The 23274-nt window shown below is 63.0% G+C and carries 21 protein-coding genes; 14 read left to right on the top strand and 7 right to left on the bottom strand.

The window, feature by feature from the left end; translation table 11 throughout:
• The first annotated feature begins 98 nt into the window (after positions 1–98).
• Together QZZ60_RS03605 and QZZ60_RS03600 are read left to right on the top strand one after the other, a co-directional pair.
• The gene (locus tag QZZ60_RS03605; protein WP_295637921.1) at positions 99–2195 is read left to right on the top strand and encodes a ribonuclease catalytic domain-containing protein; all 2097 of its coding nucleotides are present in this window, start codon (positions 99–101) and stop codon (positions 2193–2195) included.
• A gap of 73 nt (positions 2196–2268) precedes the next feature.
• Positions 2269–3360, top strand: coding sequence for a M23 family metallopeptidase (locus tag QZZ60_RS03600; protein WP_295637918.1), 1092 nt, complete (start codon positions 2269–2271; stop codon positions 3358–3360).
• Between the two features lie 215 nt (positions 3361–3575).
• Here QZZ60_RS03600 and QZZ60_RS03595 read toward each other — a convergent pair whose 3' ends face one another.
• The 7 genes from QZZ60_RS03595 to QZZ60_RS03565 form a co-directional block, all read right to left on the bottom strand.
• A complete protein-coding gene (locus QZZ60_RS03595) occupies positions 3576–4418 on the bottom strand; it encodes an amidohydrolase family protein (protein ID WP_295637915.1) in 843 nt (280 codons plus the stop codon).
• A 73-nt stretch (positions 4419–4491) separates the two neighbouring features.
• Positions 4492–5355, bottom strand: coding sequence for an amidohydrolase family protein (locus tag QZZ60_RS03590; RefSeq protein WP_295637912.1), 864 nt, complete (start codon positions 5353–5355; stop codon positions 4492–4494).
• 85 nt (positions 5356–5440) lie between these two features.
• Positions 5441–5788, bottom strand: coding sequence for a TAXI family TRAP transporter solute-binding subunit (locus QZZ60_RS03585; RefSeq protein ID WP_295637909.1), 348 nt, complete (start codon positions 5786–5788; stop codon positions 5441–5443).
• The gene (locus QZZ60_RS03580; RefSeq protein ID WP_295637906.1) at positions 5770–6438 is read right to left on the bottom strand and encodes a TAXI family TRAP transporter solute-binding subunit; all 669 of its coding nucleotides are present in this window, start codon (positions 6436–6438) and stop codon (positions 5770–5772) included. The genes QZZ60_RS03585 and QZZ60_RS03580 overlap by 19 nt, the downstream gene beginning before the upstream one ends.
• A gap of 65 nt (positions 6439–6503) precedes the next feature.
• Positions 6504–8387 carry a TRAP transporter fused permease subunit gene (locus tag QZZ60_RS03575; protein ID WP_295637903.1) on the bottom strand — a complete coding sequence of 628 codons (1884 nt, stop codon included), beginning with the start codon at positions 8385–8387 and terminating at the stop codon, positions 6504–6506.
• An 83-nt stretch (positions 8388–8470) separates the two neighbouring features.
• On the bottom strand, positions 8471–10411 hold the full coding sequence (locus tag QZZ60_RS03570) for an NAD(P)/FAD-dependent oxidoreductase (protein ID WP_295637901.1): 1941 nt from the start codon (positions 10409–10411) through the stop codon (positions 8471–8473).
• Between the two features lie 109 nt (positions 10412–10520).
• Complete coding sequence (locus tag QZZ60_RS03565; protein WP_295637898.1) at positions 10521–11372, bottom strand: amidohydrolase family protein; 852 nt, start codon at positions 11370–11372, stop codon at positions 10521–10523.
• Between the two features lie 285 nt (positions 11373–11657).
• Between QZZ60_RS03565 and QZZ60_RS03560 the strand changes: the two genes are divergently transcribed.
• The 12 genes from QZZ60_RS03560 (at position 11658) to QZZ60_RS03505 (ending at position 23194) form a co-directional block, all read left to right on the top strand.
• Positions 11658–13637, top strand: coding sequence for a sigma 54-interacting transcriptional regulator (locus QZZ60_RS03560; RefSeq protein WP_295637896.1), 1980 nt, complete (start codon positions 11658–11660; stop codon positions 13635–13637).
• A gap of 308 nt (positions 13638–13945) precedes the next feature.
• Positions 13946–14248 carry an urease subunit gamma gene (locus QZZ60_RS03555; RefSeq protein ID WP_295637893.1) on the top strand — a complete coding sequence of 101 codons (303 nt, stop codon included), beginning with the start codon at positions 13946–13948 and terminating at the stop codon, positions 14246–14248.
• A gap of 79 nt (positions 14249–14327) precedes the next feature.
• Entirely contained in the window at positions 14328–14720 is a 393-nt protein-coding gene (locus tag QZZ60_RS03550) for an urease subunit beta (RefSeq protein ID WP_295637890.1), read from the top strand.
• Positions 14721–14875: 155 nt separating this feature from the next.
• Entirely contained in the window at positions 14876–16594 is a 1719-nt protein-coding gene (locus QZZ60_RS03545; RefSeq protein WP_295637889.1) for an urease subunit alpha, read from the top strand.
• Between the two features lie 285 nt (positions 16595–16879).
• Positions 16880–17458: an urease accessory protein UreE gene (locus QZZ60_RS03540; RefSeq protein ID WP_295637886.1), complete on the top strand. Its 579-nt coding sequence runs from the start codon at positions 16880–16882 to the stop codon at positions 17456–17458.
• Between the two features lie 19 nt (positions 17459–17477).
• Complete coding sequence (locus tag QZZ60_RS03535) at positions 17478–18242, top strand: urease accessory protein UreF (RefSeq protein WP_295637883.1); 765 nt, start codon at positions 17478–17480, stop codon at positions 18240–18242.
• Between the two features lie 14 nt (positions 18243–18256).
• Complete coding sequence (gene ureG / locus QZZ60_RS03530; RefSeq protein WP_295637880.1) at positions 18257–18916, top strand: urease accessory protein UreG; 660 nt, start codon at positions 18257–18259, stop codon at positions 18914–18916.
• A complete protein-coding gene (locus tag QZZ60_RS03525; RefSeq protein ID WP_295637877.1) occupies positions 18909–19910 on the top strand; it encodes an urease accessory protein UreD in 1002 nt (333 codons plus the stop codon). The genes ureG and QZZ60_RS03525 overlap by 8 nt, the downstream gene beginning before the upstream one ends.
• Positions 19911–19928: 18 nt before the next feature.
• Complete coding sequence (yut, locus tag QZZ60_RS03520; RefSeq protein WP_295637874.1) at positions 19929–20921, top strand: urea transporter; 993 nt, start codon at positions 19929–19931, stop codon at positions 20919–20921.
• A gap of 12 nt (positions 20922–20933) precedes the next feature.
• Positions 20934–22148: an ammonium transporter gene (locus QZZ60_RS03515; protein WP_295637871.1), complete on the top strand. Its 1215-nt coding sequence runs from the start codon at positions 20934–20936 to the stop codon at positions 22146–22148.
• A 176-nt stretch (positions 22149–22324) separates the two neighbouring features.
• Entirely contained in the window at positions 22325–22684 is a 360-nt protein-coding gene (gene crcB / locus QZZ60_RS03510) for a fluoride efflux transporter CrcB (RefSeq protein ID WP_295637867.1), read from the top strand.
• A gap of 108 nt (positions 22685–22792) precedes the next feature.
• Positions 22793–23194, top strand: coding sequence for a CrcB family protein (locus QZZ60_RS03505; RefSeq protein WP_295637864.1), 402 nt, complete (start codon positions 22793–22795; stop codon positions 23192–23194).
• Positions 23195–23274: the final 80 nt, after the last annotated feature.

The raw sequence follows: 23274 nt of genomic DNA, 5'->3' as shown, positions 1-23274 counted from the left end.
TTTCGGCCTTCCCCCTTCCCGCGCGACGGCGCGCAGACGCAGCGCCTCCGGGCTGCCGGGGCCGGTCTGACCACATTTGTTTTTTCAGGAATGAAGACATGGCATCGCATATTGTGCAGAACCCTTCCGCGGGCTGTATCGTGGAATTCATGCAGGGCAACGAACCCCAGATAGCGTGGGTGATGGAGGAGCAGAAGGGCAAGCTTCGTCTTTTTCTGCCCAACCGCCGGGAGACCACGCTCTCTCCCTCGCGCATTCTTCCCTGGGCCGGCCCTTCCTATCCCGCGACGCAGAGCAAGGACGCCGTGGTCGACCTTCTGAACAGGCACCGTGAGCGTCGTGAACGTCTGGCCTCCGAAGTCGCGCCCATGGAACTGTGGGAAATGGCTCAGGGCGAAATGGACAGGGCTCCGGCCGAGTGGTTTGCCGAGCTCGGCTACACGAGTCCCGACGCCGATGCCGTGGCGGCCTGCGGCAGGGCGCTTCTGCAGTGCAAGACGCACTTTCGCTTTCAGCCTCCGGAATTTGAAATTTACGACGCCGCCACGGTGGAATCGCGCCGTCAGGCCGAGGAAGCCGCCCGCGTGCGCGAGGCCATGGTATGCGGCGGTGCGGACTGGTTCCGCCGCCTGTGGGAAGCGCGCATCGGCCGCCATCCGGCGCCGGATGCCTCCACCGCGCCGGAAGAGCCCGTGCGGGGCAGGCTGGAAAGAATGCTCCGCGCCCGCATGAGGGACCCGGAAACCGTGGAGGACGAGGCGCTCTGGAAGCAGGTGACCAAGGGCCTGCCCGACGATCCGCATCTTGCGCTTCTGCTCGCCATGACCTGGGGCCTGGTGCCCGAGCACTACAACTTCTGGCTCGACCGCGCGGACTACGAGTCCGGCACGGCGTGGGAAGAGGCCTTTGCTTCGGAAACGCAGGCGCTCGTTCAGGCCGTGGAAAGCGAAGAAGGCCTTCCTCCGGCCGAGGATTCGGCCTTCATCAGCATCGACAGCGCCACCACCCGCGACATCGACGACGCCTTTTGCATCGCTGCGGCGGCCGACGGCGGCTGGGACGTGGAAGTGGCGCTTGCCTGTCCCGCCTGGCTCTGGGATTTCGACAGCCCGCTCGGCAAGGCCGTGTTCCATCGCGCCACCAGCATCTATCTGCCCGAGGGCAACTGCCACATGATGCCCGAAGCGCTCGGCGAAGGGGCGTTCAGTCTTTTCGAGGGACAGGCGCGGCCCGCTCTTGTGGTGGGCGCCCACGTTTTTCCCGACGGAACGCTCGGCGAGGGCTCCTTCCGCTTTTCCACCATAAAGATTGCGAAGAATCTCAACTATCCCGACTGCGAGGCCGCGCTGGACGGCGAAGAGAACGCCGCTTCGCCCTTTGTCGAGTCCCTGCGCCTTGCCGCGGCCATGAGCGACAGGCGGCTGGCCTGCCGCGTGGATCACGGCGCGGTCATCATCGAGCGGCCCGAAATCGACTTCGAGCTTGAGGGCGAGGGCGCGGACATCACGGTGAAGCTGAGGCCCTACCCTTCCGCGCCGAGGGCGCAGCTTCTTGTGGCCGAGCTCATGGTGGTGGCCAACGCCGCGCTGGCGGAATGGGCCGTGAAGAACGACGTGCCCCTTCTTTTCCGCACGCAGGACGTGGCCGTGCCCAGAGAGTACGCCGGCGTGTGGAAGAGCGCGCCGGACATCGCCCGCGTGGTGCGCATTCTCGTGGCCGCCTCTCTCGACGTGGTGCCGAGACCGCACGCCGGCATGGGACTTTCGGCCTACAGCCCCGTCACGTCGCCCCTGCGCCGCTTCACCGACCTTGTGAACGAGGCCCAGCTTCTGAGCATGGTGACCCGCGGAACCGTGCGCTGGTCCCGCGAGGAGCTTTCGGACATTCTCATGCATCTTTCCATACGCCTTGAGGCCGCGGGACAGGTGCAGCGCTTCCGTCCGCGCTACTGGAAGTATCTTTATATCCAGCAGCAGGCCAGGGCCCACGGAGACGAGTGCTGCTGGAAGGCCGAGGTTGCGGAGGAAAACGACATGTGGGTGAGCGTAAGCCTGCCTGAGGTGCAGCTCGGGCTGCGCGGCAAGCGCTCGCTGTTCGGGGAAAAGGTGTTCCCCGGCCAGGAACTGCACGTGCGCCTCGGCAAGGTGAATCCCCTGAGAAATGAAGCCGTCATCCTCGACGTGAGGGAATGCTGAGCCTTTTCGCCACGCATTCCGTTGAGGCGTGAAACAACAGCGAATCTTTTTCTGGAAGTTCCAAGGAGAAAGAATGTCGTCAGCCCGAAGGTTTGCTTCTCTTGTGACGTGCTGTGCCCTTGTGGCATGCACGGGCCTTGCGGCCTGCGCACCGAAAAGGCAGGATGCCCGTACCGGCATGGAGAACGCGCTCTCTCAGGAAGAGAAGGACGTCGATTCCGCTCTTGTTCTCGACAGAGAACTGTATCTGGCCTCCACGTCTCCGGGAACGCTGGTGGAGAGCGATTCGCTCAGCGTTTCCGAGCTTGCGGAACATCGCGCTCCCTACGGCGATGCGCTTGAGCTCACCTCTGATCCTTCGTCCTGGCAGCTGCCCTCCGGGCTTCTTCAGATGGAGGCCGGTCCGTCGTCGGACGAAGAGCGTCAGTGGAACGTGCCGAGGCCCGGCAGCAGCGAGGCCCGGAAGCTGGCCGAGCTGAACACGAAGGCGGCGCTCTGCTCCACGGGTGAGACCGTGTGCATCACTTCGCCCTACGGCGTGCGGCGTTCGTCCCGTCGTTCGCACAAGGGCATAGACATACGGGCGCCTCTGGGTTCGCCCATCATGGCGTTTCGCGGCGGCACGGTCGTGTGCGCCGAATATCACAGCAGCTACGGTTACATGGTGGAGATACAGCAGGACGACGGCATCGTTTCCCGCTACGCCCACATGAGTCAGATACTCGTGCGCAAGGGCGAACGGGTGACTCCGGGACTCATGATAGGCCGCGTGGGTTCCACCGGGCGTTCCACCGGCCCGCATCTGCATTTCGAGCTTCTTATCGACAACAGACAGACGAACCCCATGGCCTATCTGCCCACGCCCAAGCAGGTGGTCACCAAGGGCACGGAGGCGGACGCCGCCGCGGCCCGCAAGGCGCTCTCCAAATCCAAGCGGTCAAGCTCCAGGAGCAAGGTGGCGAAGACCTCCTCGAAAACGAAGAAGACCGCCTCGGTGCGCAAATCCTCGTCGAGCAAGAAATCTTCGGTCAGCTCCTCGAAGAAGACTTCGAGCAGAAAGACCGTGGCAAAGAAGACGTCTTCCTCGAAGAAGACCTCCGTGAGAAAGACCTCCTCCAAAAAGACCGTCGCGGCAAAAACGAAGCAGAGCGCGACGAAGAAATGAGCGGCGCGAGACTGCCGCAGCCGCCTTTTCGTTGCAGCGGATGAATGAAGAAGCGCCCGGCACGAGTGAATCGTGTCGGGCGCTTCTTTTGCGCTGAGTGGAGCAGGGGAGAAGGACGAAAAAGCGGAAGGCCCGGGATTCCGGTTCTTCCCGGGCCTTCCCGGCAGCTCCTGCGTGGGCTCATCGCTTCGGCAAAGAGCTGAAGTTCTGTTCCGTCAGTCGGCGGAGCTGGTGAGATCGATGTTGAAGAGTCTGGCAGCGTTCTTGTAGAGAATCTTGTCCAGCACGTCCGAGTCGCCGAACAGCTCCATGAACTTGTCCACGCATGGCTTGAAGGGCATGAGCGGATAGGCGGAACCGAACAGGAAGCGATCCTGCATGAAGCCCTTGGCCGCGGCGACGTAGTCGGCCGTGCCCACGCCCGTGAGCAGGTACATGTCGGGCCCGAGAAAGATGTTGGTCTGCCAGAAGCAGGCGCCGAGCAGCACCTGAGCCCAGGGCCAGCCGCCGTGCGAGACGTAGAAGTTCACGTCGGGGAAGTCGCGGGCAATGTTGGTGATGATTTTCGGGTCGCTGTAGGTGGTGTCGGGGCCGGCTCTGCCGCCTATCATCAGCATGACGGGAATCTTGTGTTCCGAGCACTTCTCATAGATGGGATAGATGCGGCGGTCGTTGGCGTACCACGGCGTGCTCATGGAGCCGGGTTCGATGTTCACGCCCTTGAGCGGACCGTTGACCACGTAGGTGTCGATGTCCCTGATGGCCTGTTCGCGGTTTGAAGGGTTGATGCCGGCAATGCCGATGAATTTTCCCTTGAAATGCCGCACCATGTCGACGACGCAGTTGTTGCTGACGTTGTAGCGGAAATGACCGTTGCGGCCCGGGGCTATGCCCATGCTTATGCCGGCGTCTTCCATTTCCTTCAGCATGAGCGTTTCGGACCTGGCGCGGACGGACGGCGGAATGTCCATGCCCATTCTTGCGGTGACGCCGGTGGGATTTTCCACCTGCTTGAGAAATTCATCGTACATGGGCCGGCATCGGGCGTCGATGATCATGCGCTTTCTCCTTCCTGAGCCGGAGAATCGCGCGCCGTCCGGGCATCAGGAGACGGGCGGCGCACCGGTTGTGTCACAGGCCGAGCAGCTCGGCGGCGTTGTCGTAGAGGGAACGCTGAAGCGCCTCGTATTCCAGACCGCGTTCGTGCCAGTTCTCTATGCACTGGGCAAAGCCGCGTATGGGATAGCTTGAGGCGAACAGGAAGCGGTACTTCAGGAAGGAGTTGGCCGCATGGGCATAGGCTTCAAACATGGGCATGTGGCGCACGTAGAAGTAGGCGTCGGGCGAGAGGTACACGTTCTTGCAGAGCAGGGCGACGCCCACGGCTTCCTGTACCTTGGGCCAGCAGCCGTGCGCAAACACGAAGTTCACCTTGTTGAACTTGCGGATGAGCGGCAGCATGGGCGTAGGATCGGTGTAGGAAAGGTCCGGTCCGCCGTACACGCTCATGGTCACGCTGACGATGGCGCCGAGCTGCTGGCAGAGGTCGAGAATGGGTTCCATTTTCGGGTCGTTGCCGTAGATGGCCGGAGCGTTCCAGCCCGGATCGATGGCGATGCCCTTGAAGCCCCAGTCCCGCACGCACTTTTCTATTTCTTCCAGCGCGGTGGGAGAATGGGGGGAGATGCCTGCAAAGCCGGTGAAGCGGCCGGGGTATTTCTGCGTCAGTTCGTAGACATGGGCGTTGTCGGTGTCGCCGTACACGGCGCTGCGGGTCTGACGGCCCATGATCACGCCGTGAACGACGCCGGCTTCTTCCATTTCCTTGACCATGAGATCCATGTCGGCCTGATCCACGGAGGGGACGGGGCGGCGTTCAAAGCCGGTGGGGCGCACGTCCTTGGGCGTGGCGGGAACCACGTTCTGCCAGTTCTTGACGATCTTGAGGTCCATGAAGCTCTTGTAGGGAGGGCGGATGCGGAAGTCGATAACCATCATTGAATCCTTTGAATGAAAAGGGGATGAACCCCGTCGCTGTGAGAGAAAAAGGCAGGGGCGGCCGGTGCCGCCCCGCAGAGCATTACTTGATCAGGCCGACTTCGCGGTAGTACTTTTCCGCGCCGGGATGCAGGGGCAGGATCATGTCGGTAGCCATGGTCTTGGGATCCATGGTGTTCCAGGCGGGCTGAATGATGGCGAGTTCCTTGTAGCCTTCCACGAGGGACTTGGTGACCTTGTAGGCGTCTTCTTCAGACACGCCCTTGCGCATGATGATGACGGAGTTGTCGACGAGGCAGGGGATGTCTCTGCCCACGGCGCCGCCGAAGAAGCTGCCGGGCAGAACGCCCACGCTGAGGCCGGACTTTTCCGCGACGGCCTTGAGCACCTTTTCGGAAATGCTGAGCCACTTCACGTCGGCGCTGAGCACCATTTCCTGAAGCTGGCTGGGTTCGCCCGCCCCACCTTGAAGGCGACGTCGATGGTGCCGTCCTGCATGAGGCTGACAAGGTCGTTGTTGGACACGCCGGACACGTTGCCGCCCCACTTTTCAATGTCGTCGTAGGTCAGACCGTATTCGGCGAGGATGCGCTTGCCTATTTCATGATGCATCTGTCCGGGCTTGCCGCGGTCGAGCTTGAAGGGAATCTTCTTCTCCAGAAGCTCGTCGAGGGAGTCCACGGGAATCTTCTTGGAGCAGATCACATGGAAGCGGGTGAGATCGCGCAGGTTGGCGATGGAGGTCAGGTTGTTCATCTTCTTCTTGTAGGGAGCCGTGCCGGTGACGGCGGAGTAGGTGTTCAGGCTCTGCGTGACGGTGATGTCGCCGGAGTTGGCTTCCAGTCGCAGGGGATTGGAGGAAGAGGAACCCTGCAGAATGTTGAACGTGCTGCCGGGATAGCGGTCGTTCACGAGCTTGCCTATGCCGGCGAGGCCGACGTTCCAGGTGCCGCCCATGTTGGCGCCGCCCACGGCTCGGAGGCTGACGGGAGACTTGTCTTCCGCGTAGCCTGCGGTCACGCCGAGGCTGAGGGACAGAACGAGAGCTGCGGCCGTGGAGAAAAGACGTTTTGCGTTCATGAGAAACTCCTTGGTTTTCAGTCGTTGTCGAAGAGGCTGCCGCCCGAAGACGGGCGGCAGGGAATCTACGCGTGCTGCACGCGCTTTTTGCGGAAGAGCTGCGAGATGATAGCCAGAGCGAGGGCGGTCACGCCGATGGCGTCGCTGAAGGCGCCGGGAATGAGCAGGCTGAGGGCGGCCACCATGAGGATGGCGCGTTCCGGCCAGGTGGCGCTGATGATGAACCAGCCCTGAACGGCGCCGGCAAGGCACACCACGCCCATGATGGCGGTGATGACGGCCATGATGACGACGGGCACTTCACCCATGAGCAGCATGGCGGGGTTGAAGATGAACACGAACGGCACGATGTAGGCGGCAATGGCCAGATAGAAGGCGGTCCAGCCGGTCTTCATGGGCGGAGCGTCGGCGATGGAGGCGCCGGCGAAGGCCACCTGACAGGTGGGAGGCGTGATGCCGGAGGTGATGGCGAAGTACATGACGAACAGATGGGCGGCCAGCACGGGAACGCCGGTCTGCACCAGCACGGGAGCTCCGAAGGTGGCCACGAGAATGTAGGCGGGCAGGCTGGGAAGGCCGAGACCGAAGAGCAGACAGGCGATCATGAGGATGATGAGGAACAGGGGCATGCTCAGCTTGGCAAGCTCGGTCATGATGTTCACGAAGCCGAAGCCGAAGCCCGTCATGGTGACGACGCCGATGATGATGCCGACGCAGGCGCAGCAGGCGGCGATCATGAGCATGTTGGAAGCCGTGTTTTCCAGGATTTCGAAGACCTTGCTCACGGTGAGGCGGGTATCCTTGCGGAAGAAGGAAAGGATGAGTGCGCTCACCGTGCCGGACACGGCGGAGAAGACCACGCTGCGGCCGGCAAGCATGGTGCCGATGAGAATGATGAGGGGCAGGAGATAATAGAGCTTCTTGAGGATTTCCTTCTTGGGCGGGATCAGCTCGGGCGGCGTGGTGCCGATGTTGGAGCGATGGGCCTCGAAGTGGATCATCATGAAGAGGCTCGCGTAGTAGAGTATGGCGGGCAGAAGGGCGGCCTTGCACACTTCAACGTAGCTCACGTTGGTGTATTCGGCCATGACGAAGGCGATGGAGCCCATGACCGGGGGCATGATGAGGCCGCCGGAGGAGGCCACGGCTTCAACGGCGCCGGCGAAGTGCGGCTTGTAGCCGACCTTCTTCATGAGCGGAATGGTGAAGATGCCGGTGGCGTACACGTTGGCCACGGCGGAGCCGGACACGGAGCCGAACAGGGCGGAACCGAAAATGGCGGCCTTGGCCGGACCGCCCTTGGCGTTTTTGGTGAGCAGGCAGACAAGGTCGATGAACACGCTGGAAAAGCCCACCTTGTCCAGCGTTGCGCCGAAGAGGATGAACAGGAAGATCACGCTCGAGGATGCGCCGATGGAGGAACCCCAGATGCCGTCGCTCAGCAGGTAGAGGGATTCGATGATGCGGTCGAGCTCAAGATAGAGGTGACCGAGGTTGCCGGGGAGAAGGTGTCCGAAGAAGGCGTAGGCAAGAGCCACGAGGGTGACGATGACGAGCGACCAGTCGGAAACCCTGCGCACGGCTTCCATGATGCAGAAGCAGAGACCGACGCCGAGCACGATCTGCAGCGGTTCGACTTCGTCGACCTGAGGCATGCGTTCGGCAAGTTCGGGCTCATAGAGGGCGATGTACCCGCAGGCCACGACGCTGAAGGTAAGAAGAAAGAGATCCCATGCCAGAACCCAGAGCGGTTCGGGACGGGGATGCTTCTTCCATTCGTACACCGGCGGCCGCCAGAGGAAGATCAGCGCGAGAATGATGCCCACGTGAACGGAGCGGATGACCATGGGGTCGAGGATGACGATGCCGAGCGACGTGCACAGCTGGAATATGCACAGAATCGTGGCAAGAGCGAGAATGATGGGGCGCAACTTCTTACGTTCAAACATGCGGACTCCGGAAGAAACGTCTTTTTCCCGCGTCGCCCGTCATGCTGCGGTCGGACGGCGCGGGAAAGGTTGGAAGGTCGGGGTTACAGGGAGCAGACCGCGCGGTGGGCGGCATGGATGGCGTCCATGATCTTGCCGGGCCGCACGCAGTCGCCGAGAGGCGTGAAGGGAATGTCCGCGGCGGCCAGTTCCTGACACAGCGTGTTGTTCGCCCTGTAGCCGAGGGCGAGCACGATGGCGTCGCAGGGGGGAAGCGCGCGTTCGTTGCCGTAGGCGTCCTTGACGGTGACGACGCCTTCGCCGTTCATGCTCGTGACCTGCGTGTTCAGAAGGAACCTGACGCCGTGTTCGCGCAGACTCTTCAGCAGGAACTTGCGGGCCCTGGGATGCATGTCGGGCGCGAGCGCGGAGCGCAGTTCGAGCACGGTGACGCTCTTGCCGAGCATGGCCAGAGCTTCGGCCGTCTCGCAGCCGACGAGACCGCCGCCGAGAATGAGGACGCTGCTGCCCTTGGGCGTGTACCTCAGGGCGTCTTCGGCCGTCACGGCGACGCCTGCGGCCATGGCTTCTGCGGCGAATCCGGGACGGACGGCTCCGCTGCCCGTGGCCACGAGAATGGCGTCGGGCTTCATGTTCGCCAGTTCCTGCACCGTGGCGGCATGGTCCTTCATGATGGTGACGTTCGACTTTTCAAGTTCGCGCACGAACCAGTTCTTCAGACGGACGAGCACGTCCTTGTGGGGAGGAAGGGCGGCGGCGTTGAGCAGACCGCCGAGCTCGAGGCTCTTTTCCATGAGCGTGACGCGGTGGCCGAGGGCGGATGCGCTTATGGCGGCTTCCATGCCGGCGGGCCCTGCGCCTATGATCACGACGTTGCGGGGCGAGGAAACGGGGACCGTGGGAAGTATGCCTTCGCTGCCGGTACGGGGGTTGACGGCGCATACGATGGGCTTGCGCTGGCCGAGACTTCCGTTGCAGCCTTCGTTGCAGCCCACGCAGGGCAGAATGTCCTTGTCGCGGCCTTCCATGAGCTTGACGGGCAGATCGGGGTCGGCGATGAGGGCGCGGCCCATGGTGACCATGTCGGCCTGACCGGAAGAGAGAATGCGGTCGGCCGTCTCGCGCGTAAGCACGCGTCCGGCCACCGACACCAGGGCTCTGCCGTCAAGCGCGGCGCGTATGCGTCCGGAGCTTTCGGCGTTCCAGCCTTCGGGCAGGCAGGGCGGCGGGCCGGTGAATTCGTTGGATTCGGAAAGACCGGCGCTCACGTGCACGAGATCGACGCCCGCCTCGGCCACGTCGCAGGCGATGCGGCAGGAAAGATCGACGGTGATGCCGCCGGGCAGAAATTCGTCGGAGCTCAGGCGGAAGAAGAGAACCATGTCTTCTCCGGCCGCCTCGCGGATGCGGCGCACCACTTCAAGAGGAAAGCGCATGCGGCCTTCGTAGGAGCCGCCGAACTCGTCGGTGCGGCGGTTGAACAGCGGCGACATGAACTGGGAGATGAGGTAGCCGTGCGCTCCGTGGATTTCTATGACGTCGAATCCCGCTTCCCGGGCTCTTCTCGCGCCTTCGGCGAAGGCGTCGATGAGCATGTAGATTTCGTCCGTGTCCAGCACTCTGGAGTTTTCATAGGGCGTGCGTCCGGGCACGAAGGAGACCAGAGGGATGGACTGTCCCGAGGCGTCGGGGCGGACGAGGCGGCCGGCGTGATTGAGCTGAACTCCTGCGAGGCCTCCGGCTTCATGGATGGCATGCGTCAGGTGGGAAAGGCCTCTGACGTAGTAGTCGGAAGCGATGCTGACGCCGGGGAAGTAGCTGCGTCCGGAGTCGTGGACGCTGGTGGCTTCCAGCATGTTCAGCCCCACGCCGCCGCGGGCGCGGGCTTCGTGATAGCGGATGAGCTTTTCGCTGACGTCTCCGTTCCTTCCCGCGTAGTTCGTCACCATGGAGGGCATGATGATGCGGTTGCGGAAGGTGGTGCGGCGTATGGTCAGCGGGGAAATGACGCTGATGGTATGCATGGACTTTCCTGTTTTTGGTTGTGAGCCCGTCCCGCGGGAGAAAGGAGGCTCATGGCGTGAACGTGTTCTCCTGCGGGACTTCCGGTCTGCGCGGGGCAGGCTGCAGATGCTACATTTCTCCCAGCAGGCGGGCGGCGTTGTCGTGCAGGGTGTTTCTGAGAGCCTCATCGGTGAAGGCTCTGGCCTTCCAGCCTTCCAGAGCCTGTTCAAGGCAGCGCACGGGATAGCTAGAGGCGTAGAGAATGCGGTATTTCAGATAGGTGTTGGCCGCGATGACGTATTCTTCGGAAAGCGGGAAGTGGGGGATGTACAGATAGCAGTCGGGCATGAGGTAGACGTTGGGGCAGCGGATGGCGAGCGCGAGCGCCTTGTGCACGTGAGGCCAGCAGCCGTGGGGCACGACGATCTTGAGGGAGGGATATTTCAGCGCCACGTGCTGTATGGCGTCGGGGTCGGAGTAGGTGAGGTCGGGGCCGAGCATGAAGCTGCTCGTGAGGGAGACGATGAGGCCGAGCTGCTGGCACTTTTCAAAGATGGGGTCGAAGATGGGATCATCGTAGAGCAGGGGCTTGCGCAGCCAGCCCGCGTCGAGGCCCACGCCGCGGAAGCCGAGTCCGGCGCACTTTTCGATTTCCTCGATCATGCCGGGAAGGTTGGGATTCACGCCCGCGAAGGGGATGAAGCGGCCGGGATACTTCTGGCTCAGCTCGTAGATTTCGGCGTTGTCCACCATGCCGAAGTTGTCGGCCTTTCTGCCCATGATGACGGCACGTTCCGTGCCGGTGGCGTCCATTTCGCCGACGAACATCTCGATGGAACCTTCAATGGCCGACACGTTGGGGCGCTTGCCGATGGAGAATATGGTTTCCTTGGTGGGATCGGTGACGGGAGCGGACTTGCGGAAGTTGAACGTGTTGAGATAGCCCTTGTAGGGGGGACGGACACGGAAGTCGATGATCATGAGGGTTCCTTTTCAGAATTGCTTTGAGGAAAGAGGTTCGTGAAGGATGGGACGGGCGTCCGGGGCGTCAATGTGCGGAAATGCTTGCGGCACACGCTGCGACGACGGTTCCGCTTTTCTCTGTAGCAAAAGCCGTGCCAAAACGAATAATTTTATAACATATTATTTTTATTTAAATTTTTGTCAACATGAAAGTATTGTTATGTTTTGCTCATGTCCATTAAATTGACCTGTTAAGATGTCGTGTGTCATGATATTTGACACAAAAAGGACATGGAGATGGGCATGGAAAGTCAGGACAGTTATCTGCAGTCCGAGGAGCGGCAGAAGGCCATCGTGGAGCAGAAGCGCATATTTCTCGCCGGCGGGAAGGTGGACGCTTCCGTGGTGTCCGACATGATTCTCCGCTCGTGGGAACGCAGCGTGGCCGCCCGCGTGGCTCCGGACATAAAGGAGCGTCCGCGGGTGAGCGAAAAGGCGCTCGCGGCCATTCTCGAGGAGAACGCCGATCTCATGGACTGCGCGAAGGACATCCTCTATCAGATGTTTTCCACCATTCAGGAAGCGGTGAGCGCGCTCAGTCTCGTGAGCGCCGAGGGCGTGACGCTCTACATATCGAACCGCGTTTCCCACAAGGCCTACTATCCCGATGCGCTGGTGGGCAGCATCAACACGGAAGAGGCCCGCGGCACCAACGGCATAGGCACCTGTCTTGCCGAGCGCCGTCCCATAGAGATCATAGGCGCGGAGCATTTCCGGTTCAGCGGCGAGTGCTGGAGCTGTTCGGCCGCGCCCATCTTTTCCCACGACGGCAGGCTCATAGGGGTGCTCAACGTCACCCAGCCGCGCAAGCAGTATCACGCCCACACGCTCGGCATGGTCAAGGCGGCCGTATGCGCCATATCCGAGCAGATGCGCCTGCGCAGTCTTCTCCAGCAGCGGGAAACCATCATGGAAATGCTGGACGACGGCGTGCTCGTGCTGTCGGCTTCGGGCAGCATAGACATCGTGAACCGAAAGGCCTCGGACATGCTCGGCAGAAGCGTTGCGGTACGCGGAGGCAACATGCGCGACGTGCTGCGTCCGGGTGCGGTGCTCGACGAGCTTCTGCAGACGCGGGCGCACATTCAGGATCAGGAAATGCTCTTCCCGCTGAAGAAGGGGAACACGCTCGCGTGCTTCGTTTCCGTGGTTCCGCTTGCCGGAGGCGGCAGGGTTATCACTCTGCGCGAGGCAAAGCGCATGCGTCAGGTGGCCGTGCAGGTGGCCGGCATCAAGCCATCCTACACCTTCGACCGCATACTCGGCAGTTCCTCCGCGCTGGTGGAGGTGCTGGATCAGGCGAGGCTTGTGGCCGGCAGTCATTCCACGGTGCTTTTGCTCGGCGAAAGCGGCACGGGCAAGGAGCTTTTTGCGCAGGCCATACACAACGCCAGTCCCAGGGCCTCCCATCCCTTCGTGACGGTGAACTGCGGCGCGCTGCCGCGCAATCTTGTGGAAAGCGAGCTGTTCGGCTACAGCGAGGGGGCCTTCACCGGCGCGAGCCGTTCCGGAAAGCCGGGCAAGTTCGAGCTGGCGGACGGAGGCACCATTTTCCTCGACGAGATAGGCGAGCTGCCCCTCGACGCGCAGGTGTCGCTTCTGCGGCTTCTGCAGAACGGCGAGGTCACGAGGGTGGGCGGCAAGTACAGCCGCATCGTTTCCGTGCGCGTGGTGGCGGCCACGAACCGCAATCTCGAGGAAGCCGTGCGCGAGCGGGCCTTCCGCGAGGATCTGTATTACCGGCTCAACGTGTTTCCCATCAATCTGCCGCCCCTGCGCGAGCGCCGGGGCGACGTGGCGCTGCTCGCCCGGCATTTTCTGCGCAAGTTCGCTCTCGGCATGGGCAAGACCCTGCCCGACTTCACGGAAGGCGCTCTTTTCCGCATGGAACGCTATCCGTGGCCGGGCAACGTGCGCGAGCTGGAAAACATGGTGGAGCGCATGGTCAACATCGTGAAGGACGGAGAGTTCGTGGACGAGTCCTGTCTTCCCGCCGCCATACTCCGGGGCGGCGAGGCGGAGGCGTGCTTTGCCCCGGGCCGCGGCGGACCGTCCTTTGAGGCCGGTCTTCTGGCCGCAAGGGAGGCGGAAAGCATCATAGGCGCGCTTCGTTCCACGCGGGGAAACATGCGGGCTGCGGCGGCCATGCTCGGCGTGTCGCGCGGAGGTCTGTACCTCAAAATAAAGCGCCTCGGCATCAACGTGAACGAATGGAGAAAATGACGGGCAAGCCCTGGGCATGAAGGGGGAGCGGCATCAGTCCGCTCCCCCTTCTGCGTCTGCGGCCTTCGCGCATCCGTACGGAACGAGTCCCGGGGCGCGAAGGCTTTTTTTCTGCGCGTCCTTCCGGCGGGTGCGGGATGCGGGGCGTCTGCGGCCGCGTTCCTGCGTCATCGGCAAGGTCCTCCGGTTTCCCTTCTTTTTCTCACGGCGCGGAACATTATTACAATACCCCTCTCACGGCCCTCCCGGTACGGTGATGACAAAGAGCGGCACAACGCCGTTCTGCATCTCTATCAGAAGGAGGTCCCATGCACCTTACCCCGCGAGAAATCGACAAGCTCATGGTGCTGTCCCTGGCGGAAGTGGCGCAGCGCCGCAGGGAAAAAGGGCTGAAGCTCAATCATCCCGAGGCGGTGGCCATCATCACGGCCACGGCCCTTGAGGGCGCGCGCGCCGGAAAGACCGTGGAAGAGGTCATGAACGACGCATGCAAGGCGCTCACCCGAGACGAGGTCATGGAGGGCGTGCCCGACATGATTCCCTTCGTGCAGCTCGAGGCCGTGTTCACGGACGGCAGCCGTCTGGTCACGGTGCACGATCCCATAAGCTGAGAAGCGCCTTTCGTTCCGGCAGAGGGTTCGTTTCCTTCACGCCGGGCCATGTCCCGGCACAACACAGGCAGGAACAGCAATGGCAGATTCGCCCAAGGCTCCCGTCGGCGGATGCATTTTCGCCGCAGATCCCATTACGTTCAACGAGTCCCGGCCTTCCGTGACGCTCAAGGTTCGCAACACCGGCGACCGGCCCATTCAGGTAGGCTCCCATTTTCATTTCTTCGAGGTCAACCGGGCGCTCGAGTTCGACCGCGCCGCGGCCTACGGCATGAGGCTGAACATTCCTTCCACCACGGCCATACGCTTTGAGCCGGGGGACGAAAAAACGGTTTCGCTCGTGCCCTACGGCGGACTTTCCAGCGTGTACGGCTTCAACAACCTTGTGGACGCCTGGACCGGCGACGAGCACGGCAAGGCGGTGAAGATAGCAAGAGCCCTCGCTCTCGGATTCAAGAGCGCGAAGCTCTGAGCTTCGGATCGTTCCTTCCGGCGCGTCGGCCGGTTCGCCGGAGCGTTCGTTCCGGCACGACGAGGATGTTTTTCCGCGCACGGAGGCCTGACGCGACGCCGTGCCGGAACGCGGCATTTTCCCGATGAAAACGGCTCCAACCCAAGGATTGCGACATGCCCCAGATTTCAAGACAGGAGTATTCCAGCCTGTACGGCCCCACCGTGGGCGACAGAATCAGGCTCGGCGACACGGATCTTTATGTGGAAATTGAAAAGGACCTGCGCGGCTACGGCGACGAGGTCATCTACGGCGGCGGCAAGACGCTGCGCGCCGGCGAGGGCGGCGACTCCCGTTCCGTGCGGGACAACGGCGTGCTCGACCTCGTCATCACCAACGCCACCATCATCGACGCCGTGCAGGGCGTCATCAAGGCCGACGTGGGCATACGCGACGGCCGCATCGTCGGCATAGGCAAGGCCGGCAACCCCGCCGTCATGGACAACGTGGATCCGCATCTTGTGGTGGGCAACTCCACGGACGCCATTTCCGGCGAGCATCTCATTCTCACCGCGGGCGGCATCGACGCCCATGTGCATCTTGTGTGCCCGCAGCAGGCGCAGACCGCCATATCCAACGGCATCACCACCTTCTTCGGCGGCGGCATAGGCCCTTCCGACGGCACCAACGGCACCACCATCACCCCCGGAGCGTGGAACATCCACCGCATCATGGAGGCGGCCGAGGCCCTGCCCGTGAACCTCGGCATTCTCGGCAAGGGTCACGCCTACAACGAAGAGCCTCTGCGCGAGCAGATAGAGGCCGGAGCCTGCGGCTTCAAGATCCATGAGGACTGGGGCGCCATGCCCGCCATCATCCGCGCCGTGCTTTCCGTGGCCGACAAGATGGACGTGCAGGTGTCCATACACACCGACACCCTGAACGAAGCCGGATACGTGGAAGACACCATTGCCGCCATGGAAGGCAGGGTCATCCACACCTTCCACACCGAGGGCGCTGGCGGCGGCCATGCTCCGGACATCATCCGCGTGGCCGGACAGCCCAACGTGCTGCCGAGTTCCACCAACCCCACGCTGCCCTTCGGCGTGAACTCGCAGGCGGAACTTTTCGACATGATCATGGTCTGCCACAACCTGAACCACAACGTGCCCTCCGACGTGTCCTTCGCGGAAAGCCGCGTGCGTCCCGAAACCATAGCGGCGGAAAACGTGCTGCACGACATGGGCGCCATTTCCTGCATCGCCAGCGACTCGCAGGCCATGGGCCGCGTGGGTGAAAACTGGATACGCGCCATTCAGACCGCAAGCGCCATGAAGGCGGCCCGCGGCAAACTGCCCGAAGACTCGGCGGACAACGACAACTTCCGCGTGCTGCGCTACGTGGCCAAGGTGACCATCAACCCGGCCATCATCCAGGGCGTGTCCCATCTCATCGGCTCCGTGGAAACGGGCAAGGTGGCCGACCTCGTGCTCTGGCAGCCGCAGTTCTTCGGCGCCAAGCCCTACATGGTCATCAAGGGCGGGGCCATCGCCTGGTCCATCATGGGCGATCCCAACGCTTCCCTGCCCACGCCTCAGCCCGTCATCTACCGTCCCATGTTCGGTTCCATCGGGCGCTGCCTGCAGTCCACCCGCTACACGTTCACCTCGCAGGCGGCCATGGATCGCGGCGTAGGCGAAAAGCTCGGCCTGAAGAGCCACCTCGAGGCCGTGCACGGCATACGCAGCCTGACCAAGCAGTGCATGGTGAGAAACAGCCTCACGCCGCACATCGAGGTCAATCCCGAGACGTTTGCCGTCATGGTGGACGGGGTGCACATCACGGTGCCCCCGGTCAAGAATGCCAGCCTGGCCCAGCTGTATTTCTTCAGTTAACAGGCCGTGCAGGCGCAAGGGCACGTCACGGCGGGACACGCTGTACGGGCTTGAGACCTGCACGCTTCGGGGCAGGGTTCCGCCGCAGGTGAACTGCGTCGACCCGGCCCCTCGCGCGGCATCCGCCTGAAGGCAGGGCCCGGAACCGCAGAAACGTTTTTCGGACATGAATTTTCTCCGGGCGCTTCGGAGACCTTTCGGAGCGCCCGGAGAGCATTTCTGCCCGAGAAAGGCGTCCCGGACAGGGGACGCCGTGGACACAAGCAAAAGAGACAGGGGGAAAGAGTGGAAGTCATTGAAAGAATACTGGGCAACAGATCCGATGCGGCATGGGCCGCGCGCCTTGCCGGCGCCTCCGTGGACTGGCTGGAACTTTCCCAGTGGGACGCGCAGAAGAACCGTCTGCGCAAGGAGACCGAGGGCGGCAGGAGCATGGCCGTGGCTCTGGAAAGAGGCCAGTGCCTGCGCGACGGCGACGTGCTGGAATGGGATGAGGCCTCCCGCAGCGCCGTGGTGTGCCGCATACGGCTGTGCCCCGTCATGGCCGTGGATCTGACGGGACTTGCCGCCTTCGGCGTGGAGAAGGCCGTTTCCTCCGCGGTGAGGCTCGGGCACGCGCTCGGCAACCAGCACTGGCCCGCCGTGGTGAAGAGAGGTGTGGTGTATGTGCCCATGACGGCGGACGAGAAGGTCATGAGCGCCGTTATGGACACGCACGACATAGCCGGCGTGACCTACGCCTTTTTGTCCGGCGAGAGCGTGTACGATCTTCTTTCCGGCGAGGAGGCCCGGCTTCTGTTCGGCGGAGCGGAAAGTCCGCTTTCCGGTCACGACCATCACCATCATGGCCATCATCACGTCTGAGTCGTAAACGGAGGCGCCCGTGGACATTCTTTCTCTGGTCAGGCTGATGCAGTTCGGCGACTCCATGCTTCCCACCGGAGCGTTCGCCTTCTCGAGCGCCCTGGAAGCCGCGGCGCAGACGGGCGTGGTAAGCGACGCGCGCACGCTTCAGCAGTACGTGGTGTCGGCGCTCAGGCAGGCGTCCACGGGCGACGCCGTGGGGCTGGTCTTCGCCATGCGCGCCCTTGCCGTCGACCCGGTGAGCGCAGGAGGCGAAGTGTCGGAGGGAACGTTGACGCGGCTTCGGGACGTGGATGCGGCGCTTTTCCGGCGCAAGCTCCCCGAGGAGTTCCGGGACATGATGACCAAAACCGGCTGCAAGCTTGCGGAACTCGGGGCGAAGACCGCGCCTTCGCCTCTTCTTTCGCGCTGGCTCTCCCAGATATCCTCGGGCAGCACTCCCGGATCGTATCCCGTGTCGCTGGCGGTGCTTTTCGCCGCCACGGCCTTTGCCGGAAAGCCCGTGCGCGGCGCGGACGGCAGAGAAGAGGAGGCGCTCTTTCAGGAAGCGCTCACCGTGTACTTCTACGGCGTGGCCATGGGCATTCTGAACGCGTCGCTCAGACTCATGCGCGTGACCCATCTGGACGCGCAGGCCATTTTGTACCGCACGTCCGAGCAGTTTGAATCGCTTTGCGAGCGGGCTCTTGCCACGCCTCTGGAGCGCATGACGGGCTATGCCCCCATGACGGAGATACTTTCCGCCGTTCATGCGCGCTCCCGCGTCCGTCTTTTTATGAGCTGAAGGAGGCTCCTTTCATGAAGAAGATTACCCGTATAGGCGTCGGCGGCCCCGTGGGCTCCGGCAAGACCGCCGTCATAGAGGCCGTGGTGCCCGTGCTCATGAAGCGCGGCGTGAGGCCGCTCATCATCACCAACGACGTGGTGACCACCGAGGACGCGAAGCACGTGCAGCGCGAGCTTGCCGGCGTGCTTGAACCTGAAAAGATCGTGGGCGTGGAAACGGGCGCCTGTCCCCATACCGCCATCCGCGAGGACCCGAGCATGAACCTTGCCGCCGTGGAAGAGCTTGAGAAGCGCTTTCCCGACAGCGACGTGGTGTTCATAGAAAGCGGCGGCGACAACCTCACGCTCACCTTCAGCCCGGCGCTTGCCGACTTCTTCATTTACGTCATCGACGTGGCCGCCGGAGACAAGATTCCGCGCAAGAGCGGGCCCGGCGTGTGCCATTCCGACATTCTGGTCATCAACAAGGAGGATCTTGCTCCCTACGTGGGCGCGAGCCTCGAGGTCATGGACCGCGATTCCCGGCTCATGAGAGGCGATCGTCCCTTCCTGTTCACCAACTGCATGACCGGGCACAACATCGACGTTCTGGCGGACTGGATCATGCGCGATGCGCTGTTCGACATTCCCGTCCGCGGGACGGCAGCCGACAGCGAGGCCGCCCATGCGTGAGCGCTCTGCCGTCAGATCGTCTTCCGGCCGCAAGGCGCCCGACTGCTCCAGCTTCGAGGCGGCGGGCAAGGCCATGGAGGAGCTTGAGCGCAGGGCCGTGGAGCTTGAGAACTATCGCGACGAGCCCCCGCAGATGAAAAGCGCCGCCGTGGGCAAGAAAGGGTATCTCCGGCTGGACTTCAGGCGCGACGAAAGACTCGGGAAAACCGTGCTGGCCGATCTGGACCGCCGTGTGCCGCTGCTGGCGCAGAAGGCCCTGTACTGGGAGGAATCGCAGCCGGACATGGCCTGCGTCATCACCATTGCGGCCACAGGCTGCGTGGTGCAGGGCGACCGCATGGCGCTGGACGTGCGCGCGGAAAAAAACGCCCACGCGCTCGTGACCACGCAGAGCGCCACCAAGGTGCACGTCATGGATCACAACCATGCCGCGCAGCTTCAGCGTTTCCGTCTGGAAGAGGGAAGCTGGCTGGAGTACGTGCCCGATCCGCTCATTCTGCACCGGCACGCGCGCTACGTGCAGGACACCTGGGTCACGCTGCCCGAGTCGGCCTGCTTTATCTACGGGGAAATGCTCGTGCCGGGCAGGCGCTGGCATCATGAGGAGGAACTTTTCGGCTTCGATCTGTATTCGGCGGGCTTTCACGTCTGCCGCGAGGACGGCTCGGAGCCCATTTTTGAGGAAAGGCTCGTGCTGGAGCCGGATGAGTCGTCCTTCTGCAATGCGGGCGTCATGGACGGCTTTGAAATTTTCGGAAGCATGTTCGCGCTGGTTCCCGAGGCGCTTGTGGACGAGCTTGCCCGCGACGCGGGAAGCGCCGTGACCGGCGAGCTTGCCTGGGGCGCGCTGAAGCTGCCCGCAAAGGCAGGCGTGGCGTTTCGCGTGCTCGGACACGGCGTGGAGAGCGTGCGGGCGAAGATGCGGGAATTTCATTCGCTGGTGCGGGAAAGGGCGCTCGGCAGGCCCCTGCCTCCCGAATTTCTCTGGCGCTGAGCAAAAGGAGGTGCTGGCATGGAGACGAAAGTGGAGGGCGCTTTGTCGGGCAGGGGCCTCGCGTGCACGGGATGCGTGTCCGCGCTGCTTCGCGGAGCGGGACAGGTCATGTTCCAGAACTCGGCGTGGACGGGACTTCTTTTCCTCTGCGGCATTTTCTGGGGAGCGTGGAACGCGGGCAGTCTGGACATGTTCTTCGGGGCGCTTGCCGGGCTTTTCTCAGGCACGGTGACGGCCTGCCTGCTCGGTGCGCCCCGCACGGAAGTGGCGGAGGGACTGCACGGCTACAACGGCATTCTCGTGGGCTGCGCCCTGCCCGTGTTTCTGGAAAGCGGCCCGATGTGCTGGGCGCTCATCGTGCTGGGAGCCGCGTTTTCCACCGTCATCATGATGGCGGTCTCGCGCGTGTTCTCCTCGTGGAAGGTGTCGGCCATGACCGGGCCCTTCGTGTTCGCCACATGGTTCATCCTGCTTGCCTCCTACAGCTTTTCCGGCTTCGACGCCGCGGCCCTGCCGCATCCGGCGCTGCCCGCACTGCCTCATGACGCCGTGGCCTTCTTCGGGCCGGAAGCCCTGTTCATTTCCAGCCTTTGCGGCGTGTCGGAAGTCTTTCTCATAAGCGATCCGGTGACGGGTGCGCTTTTCCTCGCCGGACTTGCGCTTTCGTCTCCCTTTGCCGCCGTCTTCGCCTGGTGCGGTTCTCTCGTGGCCATGATCACGGCGCTTTTCCTCGGCGCGGACGGCGCGGCCGTGGGCGCGGGTCTCTATCAGTTCAGCGCCGTGCTCACGGCCATAGGCCTGGGCACCACCTTCTACCGTCCCGGCTGGCGGGTCATGCTTTACGCCCTGCTGGCCACGGTGTTCACCGTGGTGGCGCAGGGCGCGCTCAACGTGGCCCTCGCCCCCCTGGGCATACCCACGCTCACCTTTCCTTTCGTCATTGCCGCATGGCTCTTCCTGCTTCCGCACGTCGGACTCGATCCGCGCGGCAATGCTTCACCTTCAGACTGACGGGAGTGTTTCATGTACGCAGTCGATTCGGGAGATACCGCCTTCATACTGCTCTGTACGGCGCTGGTGTGTCTCATGACCCCGGGCCTCGCCTTCTTCTACGGCGGACTCGTGCGGCGCAAGAACGTGCTTACCATCATGATGCAGAGCTTCATTTCCATGGGCGTCATCGCCGTCGTCTGGATATTCGGCGGCTTCAGTCTGGCCTTCGGGCCGGACGTGGGCGGCGTGATCGGCGACATTACCTACCATTTCGCGCTGGACAAGGTGGGCGCTGCCCCCAGCCCCGATTATGCCACCACGGTTCCCTTCATTCTTTTCTTCGCCTATCAGCTCATGTTCGCCATCATCACGCCCGCGCTCATCACGGGCGCGTTTGCGGGCCGCTTCAACTTCCGCGGCTATCTGCAGTTTCTCGTGCTGTGGATGATCTTCGTCTACATTCCCGTATGCCACTGGGTATGGGGCGGAGGTTTCCTCGGCAGGCTCGGCGTGGTGGACTTCGCGGGCGGCATCGTGGTGCACGTGAACGCAGGCTTTGCCGCGCTCTCCACGGTGCTCTTTCTCGGCCCGCGCGACGACGTGGCGCCCGGCGTTCATCCCGAGCCCAACAATCTGCCCCTCGTGGCCGTGGGTGCGGGCCTTCTGTGGTTCGGCTGGTTCGGCTTCAACGCGGGCGGCGCCTATGCGGGCGACGGTCTTGCCGCCTACGCCTTCACCAACACCACCATTGCGGGCTCCATCGCCATGCTCGTATGGATGTTCCTTGACTGGCACTTTGCCAGACGTCCTTCCTTCTCCGGCGTGCTCGTGGGTGCGGTGGCCGGACTTGCCACCATCACGCCCTGCGCCGGCTACGTTCCGCCGTGGGCGTCCATCATCATAGGTGCGGCCGGAGCCGTGGTCTGCTACTTCGCCCGCTGCGTGCAGGCCAGACTGCATTTCGACGACGCTCTCGAGGTCTGGCGTGCCCACGGCATGGGCGGCACCACCGGCGCGCTGCTGGTCGGCGTGTTCGCTTCGGCGGCCATCAATCACGTTCAGGCAGGCGTCGAACAGTTCTTCCTGCAGCTTCTCGGCATCGTGGTGACCGCCGCGTGGTCCTTCTGCGCCACGTGGATCATACTCAGGGTCATCAGTCGCTTCGGCCCCATCCGCGTGAATTACGAGCAGGAGCTCGAGGGGCTTGACGAGGCTCTGCACGGAGAGTCGGCCTACCGGCTGTAAGCGCGGCGGACGGCTTCCCGTGCGCGGCGGGCCGCCGTCCTCCCCCGTCCGGCGGCGGGGGATCGGAAGAGCGCGTCCGGCAGGTCGGTGAAACGGCGGCCTGCCGGACGTGCTCTTGTCCGGCATTGACAACGCGCCTGAAAGCTCGGATTCTCACTTCCCTTGGAGTGACGCTTATGAATTCTGTCTTGCTTGTTGCGGCGGGCGGCGCGCTCGGCGCGCTGTGCCGCTATGTTACGGGAATGTTCGCCTCGGCCGTGTTCGGCCCCTTCTTTCCCGTGGGAACGCTCATCGTCAACGTGCTCGGCTGTTTCGTCATCGGGAGCGTGTACGCCTCCGAACCGTCAGGACTGCTCGGCGATTTCATTCTGCAGGGGTTCTGCGGAGCGCTTACGACCTTTTCCACCTTTTCGCTGGACAGCTTCCGGTTTTTTCAGCAGGGATACGTGGGCAGGGGCGTGGCCAACGTGCTTTTGAACATGGTCTTCGGCCTTTCTGCCGCGGCGCTCGGGCTTTTTCTGTTCCGTGTGGACTAGCCCGGCCGCACAGAGGCGGCGGACGCGGCGGAATGCAATGACGCGGCGCCTGTGCTTGCCGGTTCCGACGCTCTGAACCTCAACGTCCCTGAAGGACGGAGAAAGAATATGACGCAGTTTGCAAAACAGACGATGGCGGTGCTGTTCGGCGGCGCGCTCGGCGCGGTGTGCCGCGTCAAGATCAGCTGGACGGTCATGAAGGTTTCGGGATTGCTTTTTCCCCTCGGCATATTGTGCGTGAACATGACGGGTTCCTTTCTTCTGGGGATCCTCATGGGCGTGGCGTCCCGCGTGAAGCACGGCTATCCCACGGCCACGGCCTTTCTCGCCACGGGATTCTTCGGCGGATTCACCACGTTTTCCTCCTTTGCCCTCGACACCGTGATGCTCTGGGGGGCGGATCATGCGCTCTTCGCTCTGCTGAACGTCGGATTGAACACGGCGCTCTGCGTGGCGCTCGCGGGGCTTGGATGGATGATCGGCGCGCCCCGCGGCGCGAGGCGCTCATGAGGCTCTGGAGCGTGTACCTCCTGCGCTGCGCCGACGGCACGCTCTACTGCGGCGCGACCACGGACGTGGCGCGCCGCATG

Origin of the sequence: uncultured Mailhella sp. (assembly GCF_905187505.1) — a bacterium.
GTDB lineage: Bacteria > Desulfobacterota > Desulfovibrionia > Desulfovibrionales > Desulfovibrionaceae > Mailhella.
The sequence above is the reverse complement of the archived record's forward strand: the minus strand, read 5'-3'. Positions and strand labels throughout refer to the sequence as shown.

Bases quoted from the DNA above. Each gene is read 5' to 3' on its own strand.
- QZZ60_RS03605 (WP_295637921.1), top strand. From the start codon at position 99: ATGGCATCGCATATTGTGCAGAACCCTTCCGCGGGCTGTATCGTGGAA.
- QZZ60_RS03600 (WP_295637918.1), top strand. From the start codon at position 2,269: ATGTCGTCAGCCCGAAGGTTTGCTTCTCTTGTGACGTGCTGTGCCCTT.
- QZZ60_RS03595 (WP_295637915.1), bottom strand. From the start codon at position 4,418: ATGATCATCGACGCCCGATGCCGGCCCATGTACGATGAATTTCTCAAG.
- QZZ60_RS03590 (WP_295637912.1), bottom strand. From the start codon at position 5,355: ATGGTTATCGACTTCCGCATCCGCCCTCCCTACAAGAGCTTCATGGAC.
- QZZ60_RS03580 (WP_295637906.1), bottom strand. From the start codon at position 6,438: ATGAACGCAAAACGTCTTTTCTCCACGGCCGCAGCTCTCGTTCTGTCC.
- QZZ60_RS03575 (WP_295637903.1), bottom strand. From the start codon at position 8,387: ATGTTTGAACGTAAGAAGTTGCGCCCCATCATTCTCGCTCTTGCCACG.
- QZZ60_RS03570 (WP_295637901.1), bottom strand. From the start codon at position 10,411: ATGCATACCATCAGCGTCATTTCCCCGCTGACCATACGCCGCACCACC.
- QZZ60_RS03565 (WP_295637898.1), bottom strand. From the start codon at position 11,372: ATGATCATCGACTTCCGTGTCCGTCCCCCCTACAAGGGCTATCTCAAC.
- QZZ60_RS03560 (WP_295637896.1), top strand. From the start codon at position 11,658: ATGGAAAGTCAGGACAGTTATCTGCAGTCCGAGGAGCGGCAGAAGGCC.
- QZZ60_RS03555 (WP_295637893.1), top strand. From the start codon at position 13,946: ATGCACCTTACCCCGCGAGAAATCGACAAGCTCATGGTGCTGTCCCTG.
- QZZ60_RS03550 (WP_295637890.1), top strand. From the start codon at position 14,328: ATGGCAGATTCGCCCAAGGCTCCCGTCGGCGGATGCATTTTCGCCGCA.
- QZZ60_RS03545 (WP_295637889.1), top strand. From the start codon at position 14,876: ATGCCCCAGATTTCAAGACAGGAGTATTCCAGCCTGTACGGCCCCACC.
- ureG (WP_295637880.1), top strand. From the start codon at position 18,257: ATGAAGAAGATTACCCGTATAGGCGTCGGCGGCCCCGTGGGCTCCGGC.
- QZZ60_RS03525 (WP_295637877.1), top strand. From the start codon at position 18,909: ATGCGTGAGCGCTCTGCCGTCAGATCGTCTTCCGGCCGCAAGGCGCCC.
- yut (WP_295637874.1), top strand. From the start codon at position 19,929: ATGGAGACGAAAGTGGAGGGCGCTTTGTCGGGCAGGGGCCTCGCGTGC.
- QZZ60_RS03515 (WP_295637871.1), top strand. From the start codon at position 20,934: ATGTACGCAGTCGATTCGGGAGATACCGCCTTCATACTGCTCTGTACG.
- crcB (WP_295637867.1), top strand. From the start codon at position 22,325: ATGAATTCTGTCTTGCTTGTTGCGGCGGGCGGCGCGCTCGGCGCGCTG.
- QZZ60_RS03505 (WP_295637864.1), top strand. From the start codon at position 22,793: ATGACGCAGTTTGCAAAACAGACGATGGCGGTGCTGTTCGGCGGCGCG.